This is a genomic window from Marmoricola sp. URHA0025 HA25, assembly GCF_054059435.1.
On sequence record NZ_JBSSCD010000001.1, the window covers coordinates 828233 to 842504 of the forward strand.

General features: G+C 69.7%; 15 protein-coding genes, 1 tRNA gene and 1 pseudogene. 10 read left to right on the plus strand and 7 right to left on the minus strand.

Annotation, left to right across the window (positions count from 1 at the left end; translation table 11 throughout):
• Positions 1-36: 36 nt before the first annotated feature.
• The 3 genes from ACVW00_RS03995 to ACVW00_RS04005 all read right to left on the minus strand — a co-directional run bounded on the left by ACVW00_RS03995 (position 37) and on the right by ACVW00_RS04005 (position 1727).
• Complete coding sequence (locus ACVW00_RS03995) at positions 37-666, minus strand: SAF domain-containing protein (RefSeq protein WP_457109610.1); 630 nt, start codon at positions 664-666, stop codon at positions 37-39.
• A gap of 64 nt (positions 667-730) precedes the next feature.
• Positions 731-1039 (minus strand): FmdB family zinc ribbon protein, encoded by a 309-nt coding sequence (locus tag ACVW00_RS04000; RefSeq protein WP_457109611.1) that lies wholly within the window; start codon positions 1037-1039, stop codon positions 731-733.
• 109 nt (positions 1040-1148) lie between these two features.
• A complete protein-coding gene (locus ACVW00_RS04005; RefSeq protein ID WP_457109612.1) occupies positions 1149-1727 on the minus strand; it encodes a 5-formyltetrahydrofolate cyclo-ligase in 579 nt (192 codons plus the stop codon).
• 26 nt (positions 1728-1753) lie between these two features.
• Between ACVW00_RS04005 and ACVW00_RS04010 the strand changes: the two genes are divergently transcribed.
• The 7 genes from ACVW00_RS04010 to ACVW00_RS04040 all read left to right on the plus strand — a co-directional run bounded on the left by ACVW00_RS04010 (position 1754) and on the right by ACVW00_RS04040 (position 6999).
• Positions 1754-3136: a UTP--glucose-1-phosphate uridylyltransferase gene (locus ACVW00_RS04010; protein WP_457109613.1), complete on the plus strand. Its 1383-nt coding sequence runs from the start codon at positions 1754-1756 to the stop codon at positions 3134-3136.
• Positions 3137-3164: 28 nt separating this feature from the next.
• Entirely contained in the window at positions 3165-4400 is a 1236-nt protein-coding gene (gene glp / locus ACVW00_RS04015) for a molybdotransferase-like divisome protein Glp (RefSeq protein WP_457109614.1), read from the plus strand.
• Positions 4400-4882, plus strand: coding sequence for a cyclic pyranopterin monophosphate synthase MoaC (gene moaC / locus ACVW00_RS04020; protein WP_457109615.1), 483 nt, complete (start codon positions 4400-4402; stop codon positions 4880-4882). The genes glp and moaC overlap by 1 nt, the downstream gene beginning before the upstream one ends.
• Positions 4867-5361, plus strand: coding sequence for a MogA/MoaB family molybdenum cofactor biosynthesis protein (locus tag ACVW00_RS04025; RefSeq protein ID WP_457109616.1), 495 nt, complete (start codon positions 4867-4869; stop codon positions 5359-5361). Before moaC ends, ACVW00_RS04025 begins: the two co-directional genes overlap by 16 nt.
• Positions 5358-5948 carry a GNAT family N-acetyltransferase gene (locus ACVW00_RS04030; RefSeq protein WP_457109617.1) on the plus strand — a complete coding sequence of 197 codons (591 nt, stop codon included), beginning with the start codon at positions 5358-5360 and terminating at the stop codon, positions 5946-5948. Before ACVW00_RS04025 ends, ACVW00_RS04030 begins: the two co-directional genes overlap by 4 nt.
• Positions 5949-6029: 81 nt before the next feature.
• On the plus strand, positions 6030-6869 hold the full coding sequence (gene sepX, locus ACVW00_RS04035; protein ID WP_457109618.1) for a divisome protein SepX/GlpR: 840 nt from the start codon (positions 6030-6032) through the stop codon (positions 6867-6869).
• 54 nt (positions 6870-6923) lie between these two features.
• A tRNA-Ala gene (locus ACVW00_RS04040) sits at positions 6924-6999 on the plus strand.
• Between the two features lie 129 nt (positions 7000-7128).
• Here the strand turns inward: ACVW00_RS04040 and ACVW00_RS04045 are convergent.
• The 3 genes and pseudogenes from ACVW00_RS04045 to ACVW00_RS04055 form a co-directional block, all read right to left on the minus strand.
• Positions 7129-7875, minus strand: a complete 747-nt coding sequence (locus tag ACVW00_RS04045; RefSeq protein WP_457109619.1) for an integrase core domain-containing protein — start codon at positions 7873-7875, stop codon at positions 7129-7131.
• 203 nt (positions 7876-8078) lie between these two features.
• Positions 8079-8345: pseudogene (locus ACVW00_RS04050) on the minus strand (helix-turn-helix domain-containing protein); the annotation flags it as partial.
• 220 nt (positions 8346-8565) lie between these two features.
• Positions 8566-9135: a dienelactone hydrolase family protein gene (locus ACVW00_RS04055; protein ID WP_457109620.1), complete on the minus strand. Its 570-nt coding sequence runs from the start codon at positions 9133-9135 to the stop codon at positions 8566-8568.
• A gap of 65 nt (positions 9136-9200) precedes the next feature.
• Here ACVW00_RS04055 and ACVW00_RS04060 point away from each other — a divergent pair, with 65 nt between their 5' ends.
• Positions 9201-9767 (plus strand): ArsR/SmtB family transcription factor, encoded by a 567-nt coding sequence (locus ACVW00_RS04060; RefSeq protein ID WP_457109621.1) that lies wholly within the window; start codon positions 9201-9203, stop codon positions 9765-9767.
• A gap of 45 nt (positions 9768-9812) precedes the next feature.
• On the opposite strand, the gene ACVW00_RS04065 is transcribed toward ACVW00_RS04060, so the two are convergent.
• On the minus strand, positions 9813-10265 hold the full coding sequence (locus tag ACVW00_RS04065) for an Lrp/AsnC family transcriptional regulator (protein ID WP_457109622.1): 453 nt from the start codon (positions 10263-10265) through the stop codon (positions 9813-9815).
• A 220-nt stretch (positions 10266-10485) separates the two neighbouring features.
• On the opposite strand from ACVW00_RS04065, the gene ACVW00_RS04070 reads away from it, so the two are divergent.
• The gene (locus ACVW00_RS04070; RefSeq protein ID WP_457109623.1) at positions 10486-12834 is read left to right on the plus strand and encodes a transketolase-like TK C-terminal-containing protein; all 2349 of its coding nucleotides are present in this window, start codon (positions 10486-10488) and stop codon (positions 12832-12834) included.
• Positions 12835-12929: 95 nt separating this feature from the next.
• On the plus strand, positions 12930-14264 hold the full coding sequence (locus ACVW00_RS04075; protein ID WP_457109624.1) for an NAD(P)/FAD-dependent oxidoreductase: 1335 nt from the start codon (positions 12930-12932) through the stop codon (positions 14262-14264).
• Positions 14265-14272: the final 8 nt, after the last annotated feature.

Genomic DNA, 14272 nt, shown 5'->3' on the forward strand with positions numbered 1-14272 from the left:
CGTGCCCGAGTCGGGCGCTGTGCGGACACCGGCACGCTAGCGGCTCCAGACGACGCTCAGGTAGCGCGTCGTGCCCGCGGCGGCCACCTCGTCGGCCTCCTCGCGGGGCACGGCGAAGACCACCAGCCGGCCGCCTAGCGAGCCGGCCGCAGCGCCGGCGCCGCGTTCGGGGACAGCCAGCACGGCGGCGTCGTCCGCAACCCGCTCCGGCTGCTGCCCGCCCTGGGGGTCGGATGCCACCAGGGCGACCCGCTGCCCGGGAGTGAGCAGGGCGGCGACGTCGGTGTCGGGGATCCGGACCGCGACCGCCGAACGCCCCGGGTAGCCGGCCAGGCCTTCCGTGCCGGTGAGGTGGCCGGCCGTGATCGGCTCGCCCCTGCCCAGGGGTGTCGCCAGCGTCCGGCCGATGACCGCACCGACCGACCGGACGGCCGCGACCGGCACGCTGCCGGGAGCGAAGCCGGTGCGGGCCAGATCGCCACGGCTCAGGACCGTGCCGCTGGGCAGGTCGTGGGCCGCCGTCCACACGGGCTCGGTGGCCGGCGGTGGCGTGGACGCGGACTGGAAGACGAGCCAGACCGCGAGCGCCGCGAGGGAGCCGCCGAGCACGCGTCGGTGGACCAGGATCCGGCGGCGCAGGTCGTCGAGCAGGTTCAGCGGCTTCATTCCTCCACGCTAGGCAGCGTGGGTGCCGTGCCGTCGGGACTGTCCACAGGTCCCGGGGAAGCGGTCAGTCCGCGGCGGTGGTCGCCGCGGCGACCGGCTTGCTCTCGCTCTTCTTCGTCTCGGTCTTGGTCGCCCCGGAGTCGCCGGTCGAGGTGGAGGCCGCGACCTCCGAGCCACCCTCCGACCCGCCGGTCGAGCCGCGGCTGTCGGTGCGATAGAAGCCGGAGCCCTTGAAGACGACGCCGACCGCGTTGTAGACCTTGCGCAGCCGGCCCTCGCACTCCGGGCAGACGGTCAGGGAGTCGTCGCTGAAGCTCTGGACGGCCTCGAAGAAGTGGCCGCACTCGGTGCAGGAGTACTGGTACGTCGGCACGGGCATTCCTTGGGTCAACCGGTCTGGGGCGACGAGGCGATTGGCACTCGTCCGCGTCGAGTGCCAATCATACGCGACCATCCGCGCCGGATCGAGCCGTCGCCCGTGCTCAGAACCGGATGAGCCTCTGCTCGGTCACCGCTGCCGTGACCCGCCGGTCGTGGCTCGCCGTGGGGACGACGTCGAGCAGCTCGGACTCGTTGAGCACGACGCAGGTGAAGGTGCCCACCGGGACGCGGCCGAGCACCCGGTCGTAGGACCCGCCGCCGCGGCCCAGCCGCAGGCCGGTGCGGTCGACCGCCAGGCCCGGGACGACGACCGCGTCCGCGGTCGCGATCGCGTCGGCCCCCAGAGCGGGGCCGGCCGGCTCGAGCAGCCCGCGGCCTGCCGAGAGGAGCCCCTCCGGTCCGGTGTAGGCCGCCCAGTCGAGGTCGTTGTCGGGCCGCAGCAGCGGGAGGATCACCCGCTTGCCCGCGGCGGCCAGTGCGTCGAGCAGCACGCCCGTGCCCGGCTCCCGGCCGACCGACACGTACGCCGCGACGGTCGCGGCCCGGCGTACCTCCGGGGCGGCCGTCAGCAGCTCGGCGACGGCGTGCGCGCGGGCCGCGATCTCGGCGACGGGCAGGCGCCCGCGAGCAGTCAGCAGCTGGTCGCGGAGGGCGAGCTTGGTGGCCTCGATGTTGTCCATGGCACTGACGACCCTACGATCGAGGTATGAACGAGGGCGGAAGCGGTCCGGGACTGCGACTGGCGCGCGACAAGATGGCTGCCGCGGGGGTGCACCCGCTCGCGATCGACGTGTTCGCACACCACTACCGGCAGCTCGAGCGCGGCGAGACCGGGATGATCCCCGAGTCCACCATCGAGCCGATGGACATGCCTGCCCTGGCCGACGTGCAGACCGACGAGGACGCCGACGTCCGGGCTCTGCGCGAGACCGCGATCATCAAGCTCAACGGTGGGCTCGGCACGTCGATGGGCATGGAGCGCGCCAAGTCGCTGCTCTGCGTGCGCCGGGGACTGTCGTTCCTCGACATCATCGCGCGGCAGGTGCTCCACCTGCGCAGCGCCCACGGCGCCGGGCTGCCGTTGATCTTCATGAACAGCTTCCGCACCAGCGCCGACACGCTCGCCGCCCTCTCCCGGTACTCCGACCTGGCGATCGACGGGATCCCCCTGGAGCTCATGCAGAACAAGGAGCCCAAGCTCCTCAAGACCGACCTGACGCCCGTGAGCTGGCCCAAGGACCCGACGCTCGAGTGGTGCCCCCCGGGGCACGGCGACCTCTACACCGCGATCTCCGCGACCGGGCTCGCCAGGACGCTGCTCGGCGCCGGGTACCGCTGGCTCTTCATCTCCAACGCCGACAACCTGGGGGCCGTCGCCGAGCCACGGGTGGCCGGCTGGTTCGCGCGGTCGGGAGCACCGTTCGCCATCGAGGCGGTGCGGCGGATCCCCTCGGACCGCAAGGGCGGCCACTTCGCCGTCCGGAAGACCGACAGGCGCATCGTGCTCCGCGAGACCGCGCAGACGCTGCCGGCCGACCGTGACGCGCTGGCCGACCTCGACCGGCACAGGTTCACCTCGACGAACAACATCTGGGTCGACCTCGAAGCGCTCCAGGCCGAGCTCGACCGTCGTGACGGAGTGCTCGGGCTGCCGCTGATCCGCAACGTGAAGAACATCGACCCGGCCGACGCCTCGACGCCGGAGGTGATCCAGATCGAGTCGGCGATGGGGGCGGCCATCGAGATCTTCGAGGGCGCCCAGACGATCGAGGTGACGCGGCAGCGGTTCGTGCCGGTGAAGACCACCAACGACCTGCTGGTGCTCCGCTCCGACGTCTACGACATCGGTCCGGACTTCGTGCTGGACCAGGCTGCCCGGATGGTGCCGTTCGTCGATCTCGACGGCATCTACAAGCTGGTCGGTGACTTCGATCGGCGCTTCAAGGAGGGCGCTCCTTCGTTGCGCGAGGCCGAGGCGCTGGTGGTCGACGGCGACTGGACCTTCGGCGCGGACGTCAAGGTCGTCGGGAGCGTGAAGCTCGACGGCGAGCGCGGGCGCGTCGAGTCCGGCACGGTGCTCGGCAGCTGACCGCTCCGGCGGTCATAGGGTGGGGGCCATGCCCGACAACGCCCTGATGGGAGTCGACGAGCACCTCGCGCTCGTCCTCGAGCGGATCGACGAGCTGCCCGCGTACGACCAGCCGCTGCTCGAGACGCTCGGGCTGCCGGCGATCGAGGACGTGGTCTCGCCGATCTCGTTGCCGGTCTTCGACAACTCCGCGATGGACGGCTACGCGGTGGTGTTCCGCGACGTGGCCGAGGCCGGACCCGAGCGACCCGTGCACCTGCCGGTGGTGGGGGAGATCGCCGCCGGCCAGACACAGATCTTCGCGATGTCGCCCGGCACGGCGGTCCGGATCATGACCGGTGCCCCGATCCCGACCGGCTGCACGGCCGTCGTACCGGTCGAGGACACCGACGACGGCGTCGCCAAGGTGCTGATCCGGCGCGCGCCGTCGGAGGGGCAGCACATCCGACGCGCCGGTGAGGACATCTCCGAGGGCGACGTCATCCTGCGCGCCGGCGAGCGGATCGACGCGCGCCGCGCCGGCCTGCTGGCGTCGGTCGGGATCGGCCGCGTCACCACCCGCCCGCGGCCCCGGGTCGTGGTGATGTCGACGGGGTCCGAGCTCGTCGAGCCGGGCGAGCAGCTCGGTCGCGACCACATCTTCGACGCGAACTCGTTCCTGCTCGCGGCGGCCGCCCGGCAGGCCGGAGCCATCGCCTACCGCGTCTCGGCCAGCCCCGACGACCCGGAGACCTTCGTGGAGGCGCTGAGCGACCAGCTGGTGCGGGCCGACGTCGTGGTCACCAGCGGTGGCGTCAGCAAGGGCACCCACGACGTCGTCAAGGAGGCGCTGTCCGAGCTGGGCACGGTCGCCTTCCGCGAGGTCGCGATGCAGCCGGGCAAGCCGCAGGGGTTCGGCGTGATCGGCGAGGACGACACCCCGATCTTCACGCTCCCCGGCAACCCGGTCTCGGCGTACGTCTCCTTCGAGGTGTTCGTGGTGCCGGCGCTGCGCAAGATGATGGGGCGTACGCCGCTCAACCGCACCCTGGTCCGTGCGCGCATCACCAGCGGCGTCACGTCGATCGCCGGGCGGCGGCAGTTCCTTCGCGGACAGTTCGAGCCGCGCGTCGGCGGGTCGGTGGTCACCCCGGTGGGCGGCGCGGGCTCGCACCTGATGGGCGGACTGGCCCAGGCGAACGCGCTGATCGTGCTCGCTGAGGACGTCACCTCGGTGGCCCCCGACTCCGACGTACCCGTGCTGCTGCTCGACCGGGAGTACTGATGGCGGACGACGCACGGCTCACCCATGTCGACGAGTCCGGCGCCGCCCGGATGGTCGACGTCTCGGCGAAGGAGGCCACCGAGCGGGTGGCGGTGGCAAGCGGCCGAGTCCTGGTCTCCTCCGAGGTCGTCTCCCTGCTGCGCTCATCCGGTGGGCTCCCGAAGGGTGATGCGCTCGGCGTCGCCCGGGTGGCCGGGATCATGGCGGCCAAGCGGACCCCGGACCTCGTCCCGCTGTGCCACCCGCTCGCCATCTCGGGGGTGACCGTCGATCTCGAGGTGCTCGACGACGCGGTCGCGATCACCGCGACCGTGCGGACCACGGATCGCACCGGCGTCGAGATGGAGGCCCTCACCGCAGTCTCGGTCGCGGCCCTGACCGTGGTCGACATGGTGAAGGCGGTCGACAAAGGCGCCGTGATCACCGACGTGCGCGTGGAGTCCAAGACGGGTGGGAAGAGCGGCCCGTGGCAGCGCCCGTGAGCGACCGGCTGCACGCCGCCGTGATCGTCGCGTCCAACCGTGCGGCCGGCGGGGTCTACGCGGACACGACGGGGCCCCTGATCGTCGAGGCGCTGCGTGCGGACGGCTGGACCGTGACCGAGCCGGTCGTCGTGCGCGACGGCGACCCGGTGGGCGACGCCATCAGGCTCGCGGTCGCCGATGGCGCCCGGCTCGTTCTCACCACCGGTGGCACCGGCCTCACCCCGACCGACCGCACGCCGGAGGTCACCCGGGCGCTCCTCGACCGCGAGGTCCCGGGCATCGCGGAGGCGATCCGGGCGCACGGCGTCGCCAAGGGAGTGCCGACGGCGATGCTCTCGCGCGGCCTGGCCGGAGTGGTCGGGTCGGCGCTGGTGGTGAACCTTCCCGGCTCGACCGGGGGAGTGCGCGACGGTCTCGAGGTCGTCGTACCGGTGCTTCGGCATGCCGTCGAGCAGATCGTCGGGAGCGATCATTGAGCCCCGGCTGGCCGGCCGTGCTCAGTCATGGCCCGCTGCGTCTGCGCCCGCTCTCGGTCGGTGACCGGAAGACCTGGCGCCGGGTGCGACAGCGCAACGTGTCGTGGCTGTCGCGCTGGGACGCGACGACACCACCCGGCGCGGACGCGCGACCGCGCACGTTCGGAGCGATGGTGCGCGCGATGCAGCGCGAGGCCAGGGCGGGCCGGCAGCTGCCGTTCGCGATCGAGTACGACGGGCGGTTCGTCGGCCAGCTCACCGTCAACAACATCGTCCGCGGCTCGGCGCAGTTCGCCTCGATGGGCTACTGGATCGACCAGGAGTACGCCGGCCGCGGCCTGACGACCCGCGCCGTCGCGATGGCCGTCGACCACTGCTTCTTCGTGCTCAAGCTGCACCGCATCGAGATCGCCATCCGGCCCGAGAACGCCGCGTCGTTGCGCATCGTGGAGAAGCTCGGCATCGCGGAGTACGGCCACGCGTCGCGGTACCTCCACATCGACGGCGATTGGCGCGACCACCGGCTCTTCGCGATCACCCGGGAGGAGTGCCCGCGCGGCCTTCAGGAGCGGCTCGCGCGGTCCTGATCACACCAGTCACAGGAGTGATCTCGCGACACACCGAAGCGCCTGCGGGTCGCCGGACCCGGTCCCTCCTACCCTCGTGGCGTGGACCTGTCAGGAATCATCTTCGTGGTGCTCGCCGTCGGGTGGGCCGGCTACCTCATCCCCAAGGCGCTCAAGCACCACGACGACCTGGCCGCGAGCCGTCCCGTCGACACCTTCTCCGACTCCGTCCGGGTCGTCGGCGCGTCCGTCCCGCCGGTCCGCACGCCCGCAGCCCCGGTGGTCGAGCGGTCCTCGGTGGTCCAGCCCTCTTCGCCGGTCGAGCCTGTCGAGAACCCCGCCCCCCAGGCACGCACGATCACCCGCGAGTCCGCACGCAACGCGGCCAGGCGGCGGCGTCGTGTGCTCGCCGTCCTCCTCGCCGCGCTGGTGGCGGTCTCGGTGACCAGCTACCTCGCCTACACGCCGTGGTGGTCGATCGCGGTCCCGGGCGGCCTCGTGGTCGCCTTCCTCGTGATCGCCCGGCTCACAGTCCGGGCGCAGCAGGTGCGCCGCGCTGCGCCCGTCCAGCACGAGACTCGGGAATCGGCCTCGGCCGTCGAGCCGTCGACCTCCCAGACGACGTCTCCGGCCGAGGTCGAGCCCGACCTCGCGCGTGAGGACACCCAGGGCCTGTCCCGTCAGGAGCTCGCCGACGCCGTCGCGGCGCCGGTGCTCGACGAGGGTGGCCTCTGGGATCCGCTGCCGGTCACGCTTCCGACGTACGTCAACAAGGCCCGCGCCCGTCGTACCGTCCGGACCATCGAGATCACCGGGATGACCTCGTCGGGCCACGACGCCGCCGACACCGAGCTCGCCCGCACGGCCGAGGAGCTGGCCCACGCGGAGGCAGAGGTCGAGGCGGAGGGCCAGGCCGAGCAGCGCAAGGCGGCCGGAGCCTGACCCGACTCCTCGATTCGGAGGACGTCTCGCCGGGTGGTAACTTTTCCCCTGCTTGGGGCTGTGGCGCAGTTGGTAGCGCGTCTCGTTCGCAATGAGAAGGTCAGGGGTTCGAATCCCCTCAGCTCCACCAAATTCTTACGGCGCTGCTGGGAGCAGCGGGTAGCGCACTGTGCCGATGGCAACGAGAAGGTCAGGGGTTCGAATCCCCTCAGCTCCACCATGTGATCTCTCAAGAGATCCCGGACTGCCCGAACCCTTATCAGGGGTTCGGGTTTCTGTTTTTCGGTTTCGGGCCTGGTGGTCGGCCGAGTGGCTGGTAGTCGCGGGTGGGGTCGATGGTGAGCTCGCGGAGGAGCTCGCCGGTGGCGGCGTTGACGATGCGGACGTGGAGGTCGTCGACGAGTTTGAGGACTTGGGTTCGGGCGTGTTCGGTGCCGACGCCGATGTGGTGCATGCGGCCGTTGAGGCGGAGGCTGAGCTTGCCGTTGAGGTCGATCTTGTCGGCCAGTACGCGGTAGTGGACGTCGCTGCTGCGATCGGTGGTCGGGCCGGCCTTGGGGCGTGCTGCGTAGGCAGTGGCCGGGGTGGCTCGGTGCGGCAAGGACCGGTGCGGGCGGCTGTGGTTGTAGGCCTCGATGAAGGCGTCGATGAGTGTTTGCAGTTCGGCCAGCGTGCTTGGCTGGGCGAGTTGAGCGGCCAGCCACTTCTTCAGGGTCTGCTGGAACCGTTCGACCTTCCCGCAGGTGGTCGGGTGGTTGGGGCGGGAGTTCTTCTGGACGATGTCGAGGCGTTGCAGTTCGGTCTCCAGGCCGTTGCGGCCGCCGCGGCCGCCGGAGAACCGGGTCGTGTAGACGAGGCCGTTGTCGGTGAGGACTGAGGCGGGATATCCGTGCTGGTCTGCGGTTTCGCGGAAGGTCGCCACCACCATCTGTCCGGTGATCCGGTGGTGGGCGGTGACGTGGAGGGCGTAGCGGGAGTGGTCGTCGAGCCAGGTGATGATCTCCACGTCTGCCCGGCCGGGGTGCCATCGGCGAGGCGGTAGTGGGTGAAGTCTGATTGCCAGGTCTCGTTTGGTTGCTCGGCGGCGAACCTGATGTAGGAGGCTTTCGGGCGTTTCCTCGGCTGCGGGGTGACCAAGCTCTGCCTGGTCAGGGTCCGGGCGATGGTGCTGACCGAGACGGTCAGCTGGTGGCGGTGGGCCAGGTGCCAGGCGATCGTGTCGGGGCCGGCATCCAAGCCTGACTCGGTCAGTTGTTTACGGAGCCTGACGATCAGGTCGACGGTCGCCTGCGGGACCGCGGTCGGGCTGTTCTTCGGCCGTCGGGAGCGGGGTTCGAAGGCGGTCTGGCCCTCGGTCCGGTAGCGGGCCAGCAGCTCATAGACCCACGAGCGGGACACGCCATAGCTCGCGATGACCTCGGTGACCGTGCGCCCTTCGATCTCGATAGCGGTGATGACCAGCCGGGCCTTCGACATGCCCGGAGGCTGCCCTCAGCCGGATGAGCATCGGCTCATTGGGTCCGGGATGTCCTGAGAGATCAGTCCGGGATGTCCTGACGGAACACACCCTCAGCTCCACCAAATTCTTGAGGCGCTGCTGGGAGCAGCGGGTAGCGCACTGTGCCGATGGCAACGAGAAGGTGTGGGGTCGAACCCCTGGCTCGCACCCATCCGGAACCTGCCAGACCGGCGCCGGTTACAGGGCAGCGAGGAAGGCCTGCACCCGCTCCATGAGCAGCGTGGACGCCTCGGGGTCGTAGGCGTCGAGCGAGGAGTCGGCGAAGAGGTGCTGGTCGCCGGGGTAGATGAACAGCTCGGCCGCGGTCACGGATCCGGCGAGCTCTCGTGCGGCCGGCAGGTCCTCCTCGAAGAACTCGTCGCCCTCCTTGCCGTGGATCTGTACCGGCACGCCGACCGGCCACGCCTCCCCGAACTCCCCGACCGGAATGCAGGAGTACATGAGCAGTGCCCCGCGCGCTCCGGGCCGGGTCTGCGCGAGCCGCTGGGCAATCGTCACGCCGAACGAGAATCCGGCATAGACGAGCTCGGGACCGAGCTCCTCGGCCGCGGCGGCACCGCGCTCCCGGATGGCGTCGAAGCCGACGTCGCCGGCATGGTCGAAACCGTCCTCGATGCTGCCGAAGGTGCGGCCGTCGAAGAGGTCGGGCGTGTGCACCGTGTGGCCTGCTTGTCGAAGGTCGTCGGCGAAAGCGCGCACGCCGTCGGTCAGGCCCTGGATGTGGTGGTACAGCAGAACCTCGGTCATCTCGGAAGCAACCCTCCCATTGATCGACTTTTCCCGAACATTCGATGACGCTAGTCTGTTCTGCCGTGGCCCACAACCCCCCGGACTACCAGCTCGCCGATCGGATGGCGCTGACCATGCCGGCGCAGGTGAAGGCGGTCGGGCACCCCCTCCGCACCACGATCCTGCAACTCCTCCACGAGCGAGCCGCGACCGTCAGCGAGCTCGCCGTCGCGGTCGAGCGCCCCAAGAGCACGGTCGCGCACCACGTGGACGTGCTCACCCGGAACGGCCTGCTCCAGGTCGTGCGCACCCGGAAGGTGCGGGCGATCGAGGAGCGCTTCTACGGGCGCACCGCCCGCATGTTCTACATGGCGCCGGAGCCGTCACCGGCTGGGCGGGAGATGGCGGGCGACTTCAACGACTTCGCGGTGGCTGCGCACGAGTCCGCGACCGCGTTCGAGCAGGGAAAGCTCTGGGCGTTCATCCGGCACGCGCGCATCTCGGGCGATCAAGCCTCGCAGTTCTGGGACCGGATGGCCGCGCTGGTCGCCGAGTTCGACAGGCTCCCCAGGTCCGGCGCGACCACGTACGGGTTCGCGATCGGCGTCTACCCCACCGACCATCCCACCCTGCCGACCGGGACTGACTGACCTGTTCCTGATGAGCAGCAGGATGGAGCCCACGCGGCGCGACGGTCACGGTCCCTGCACCTCGTCGCGCATCCTGCTCCACGACTTCATCACGATGAGGGTCTTGGTTCCGGTGAGCTTGCCCGTACGCCGGAATGCGTTCACCACGCGCTGCAGGTGGTCGACGTCGTCCACGACGATTCGCACGAGGGCGTCCGGATCGCCGGCGATCGTGTAGAACTCGACCACCTCGGGCACCTGGCGGACGATCTCGGCCAACTCATCGGTCTCCATGTCCCCGGTGAGCCGGACCTCGGTGAAGGCCTCGAGGGTGCCGGTGTGGCGGTCATCGACGAGCGCCGTGTAGCCGCGGATCACACCCGCCTGCTCCATGCGCGAGATGCGGCGTGACACCGGCGCGGTCGAGAGCCCGACTGCGTTCGCCAGGTCGCTGAGCGACGCGCGGCCGTTGTGGCGCAGCAGGGTCAGGAGCTGCCGATCCACTGAGTCCAGCTCCATCGGCCCTCCCGATCATTGCTCGTGACGCGCGATATGTGCGCGACTCTAGGGCATGGGCAGCGTGTCACGTGCGAACTGTGCTGCAGTCGGCACGATGGACCCGCGTCGTCGCGCTGTTGTCGGATCCTACTTCCGGGCGATCCCCGTCGATGTACGGCGATGTTCCTACCGGAGCGTCGCCACCCTTTCGTCATCAGGACCGTGCTGCGAGGGAATCGCCATGACCGAGCTCGACTTTCCGCCCGTCTTCGACGCTGCACCGTCAACGGGCGCTCTCGAAACGCTTCGAGAGATCTCGCAGCGCGTGCTGTGGCTCTCCACAGCGATCGTGGACGCGGCGAACCGGGGCCGTCCGAACTCCACGGGTGTCAAGGTCGGCGGACACCAAGCCTCGTCGGCCTCGATGGTCGACATCATGGTTGCGCTGTGGTTCCACGAACTGACGTCGCACGATCGGGTGTCGGTCAAGCCGCATGCGTCGCCCGTTCTGCACGCGATCAACTACTTGCTGGGCGACCTCGACCCGGACTATCTGACAGCTCTGCGCGCCAAGGGTGGACTCCAGAGCTACCCCAGCCGGCTCAAGGACCCTGACACGGTCGACTTCTCCACCGGCTCGGTGGGGATCGGGGCCACGGCCTCGCTGTGGGCGGCCATGTCTCATCGCTACCTGTGCTCGCACTTCGGCGGAACGCCGGATGCCGGCCGGTTCATCAGCCTCCTGGGTGATGCGGAACTGGACGAGGGTGCCATCTGGGAGGCCGTGGCTGACCCGGCCGTGGCCAACCTGGGGGAACTGCTGTGGGTGGTCGACCTCAACCGGCAGTCGCTCGACCGGGTCATCCCGGACATCCAGGTCGAGCGCCTCCAAGGCATGTTCGCGGCCGCGGGCTGGCAGGTCCTGACGCTGAAGTGGGGTCGCAGCATCTCGGAGGTCTTCGAGCGCGTCGGCGGAGACGAGCTGCGGCGCAGGCTCGAGGAGATGCCCAACGAGGAGTACCAGCGCATGCTCCGTGTCGACCCCGCGGAGATAGCCGAGCGGATCCTCGCCGCGGGCGGCCGTACCGAGCTGCGGAACCTGCTGACCGAAGTGGGCCCGCAAGGGCTGGCGGACGCCATCCGGGACCTGGGTGGCCATGACCTGGGACTCCTCGTCGACACCTTCTCGACCGTCGATGCCCATCGCCCCACGGTGGTGTTCGCCTACACGGTCAAGGGCCGCGGACTCCCCACGGAAGGGCATCCCAACAATCATTCCGCCCTTCTCACCGAGGCACAGATGAGATCGCTGGCGGAATCCTGCGGCACCGAGCTCGACGACCCGTGGACCGCCTTCGAGCCCGGCAGCGTGCCGGCCGGACTGTGCGAGCGGCGAGCGTCGGCGCTGTCGCGGGAGCCGATCCTGCAGGCCGCCGAGGTGGCGATCCCGGTGGCGTTGGGGCACCCCCATCGCAAGCCGATCTCGACTCAAGCCGCGCTCGGCCGGCTGCTCGCCGACCTTCCACGCGATGCCCACTCGGTCGCGGCCCGCGTCGTCACCTGCAGCCCGGACGTCGCCTCCTCGACCAACCTTGGTGGCTGGATCAACAAGACCGGCGTGTGGTCCGTGCAGGAGAGGCGCGATTGGTTCGCCGACGACGGAGAGCGGATGTTGAAATGGGCGGAAGTCCAACGGGGTCAGCACATCGAGCTGGGTATCGCCGAGGTCAATCTCGTCAGCCTGCTCGGCGAGCTGGGAGCCACGTGGAGCCGTTGGGGTGAACGGCTCATTCCCATCGGCACGATCTACGACCCCTTCGTCGGGCGCGCCCTTGAACCGTGGTCGTACGGCATCTACGCCGGCGGGCAGTCGATCCTCATCGGTACGCCGTCAGGCGTGACGCTGTCCCCCGAAGGCGGAGCGCACCAATCGATCACCACGCCGTCCATTGGGCTGGAGCAGCCGGGTTGCGTCGCCTGGGAGCCCGCCTTCGCACAGGATCTCGAGTGGACCTTTCTGCACGCGATGGCGCAGGTCGGCGTGCCGGGCGGCACCTCGTCGTACTTCCGTCTCTCGACCCGCCCGCTCGAGCCGGCGCTGGCCGAGGTTCCCGACGACCCACGTCTGGCTGAGCGTCGACGTCGGCAGGCGGTCGCCGGTGGGTACCGGCTGCCCCGCAGGGCCGAGGGGGTTGAGGAGGTGACTCTGGTCGGTGCCGGGGCGATCATGCCCGAAGTCATCATGGCTGCCTCCCTGCTCGCCGACCTGGGCATCGCTGCCGGCGTGGTGTGTCTCACCAGTCCGGACCTTGTGTTCCGGTCGATCCAGCAGCGCGGGATGCGACGTGGGGGGACCGGCGGATCGATCATCGACGAGCTGTTCCCGTCGCACGCACCGGCGCCGCTCGTCACCGTGCTCGATGGCCATCCGCACACTCTCTCGTTCCTTGCGGGTGCTCGAGGAGACCGCATCCGCAACCTCGGCGTCACGGAGTTCGGCCAGTCCTCAGACCTGGACGATGCCTACCGGATCCACGGGATCGACACGGGGTCCATCGTCGATGCAGCTCTGTCGCTGATCGGCCGGTGATGGGAGCGGCGCGTGTCCGGACGGCTGGCGCGGTGCGAGCCGATCGTAGAGTCGCGGCATCGTGACCGTTCATCACAAGGGAGTCGTCCGCATCGGTGTTCATCGCCGGCAGCAGAACGAACAGCACGACGAGGAGGGCTGGCCCAGTGCGCAACCAACCAGTGGCTGAACATGTCTTGATCGTGGGAGCTGGTGTGATCGGGCTCTGCGCGGCGCACTACCTGGAGCGCGCGGGTGTCGAGGTCACGGTCATCGACAAGGAGATCGGAGGTGGTGCGGCCAGGGGGAATGCCGGCCTCATCGGTGCAACCGCGGCGACTCCGCTGCCGGCGCCCGGCGTGGTGTCGGACGCACTACGTCACCTCTTCGACTCCCGGAGCGCATTCGTGGTCTCGCCGACTGCGGCACCTCGATTGGCGCCGTTCCTGCTCATGGTTGCTCTCCACTCGACGAAGGCGCGATTCGAGGCCGGTCTGGCGCGCCTGGACCTTCTCAGCGAGAGGACGTATGTGCTCTGGGACGAGCTCGTAGATCAGGGCATCGGCACCAGTCAGCGGTCAGACGGCTGGATGAAGTGCTTCGATTCGGTCGCGAGCGCACACCGTGAGATGACGGTCATGCGTGAGCTTGCTGACCGAGGCATTGGGACGCTGCCTCCTGACCAGCTCTGGGTCGGGGATGCCCTTCGTGAGCACGAGCCGGCGGTCGGACCAGCAGTGGCAGCGGGTTACGTCCACCCGGCCGAGCGTTGTGCCGATCCCTCGGAGTTCGTCGACCAGATCCACCAGTCACTCGAGAAGCGTGGAGTTCGCTTCGTGCTGGGCAGCCATGCCCAGAAGGTGGGGGAGGGGACGAGCTCGGCCTGGGTCGAGCTGGATCTGGGAGAGCGGCTCGAGGCCGATCATGTGCTTGTTGCTGCGGGGGCGAGATCCACGGCCCTGGTCCGTCCACTTGAAAGTCGGCTCAGAGTGATCCCGGGAAAGGGATACAGCCTGTCGGTCCAGGCGACCCCGATGCCCAGACACCCGCTGTACTTCCACGACGCCCACATCGTGGCAACACCGATGGTTCGTGGGCTTCGGGTCGCGGGGATCCTGGAGTTCGACGGCACCTTCGACCGGTTCAACCGCAGGCGCATTGCCGCGATTGCCGCGATCGCCGGTCAGCGACTGTCATCCGTGGACTGGAGCACACGATCCGAGGAATGGGTCGGCGCGAGGCCCATGACGCCCGACGGTGTGCCGTTCATCGGGCCGGTCTCCTCCGACGGGCGAGTCCTCGTCGCGACCGGCCACAACATGCTGGGCTTTGGTCTGGCGCCGGCAACCGGTGAGCTGGTCGCAGACCTCCTGACGGGTCGTCGCTCTCGCGATCGTGAGCTACGCGCGTTCGGGCCCCAGCGCAGGCGCCGCATGCGTCGGCGTCCTTGACGCAGCGC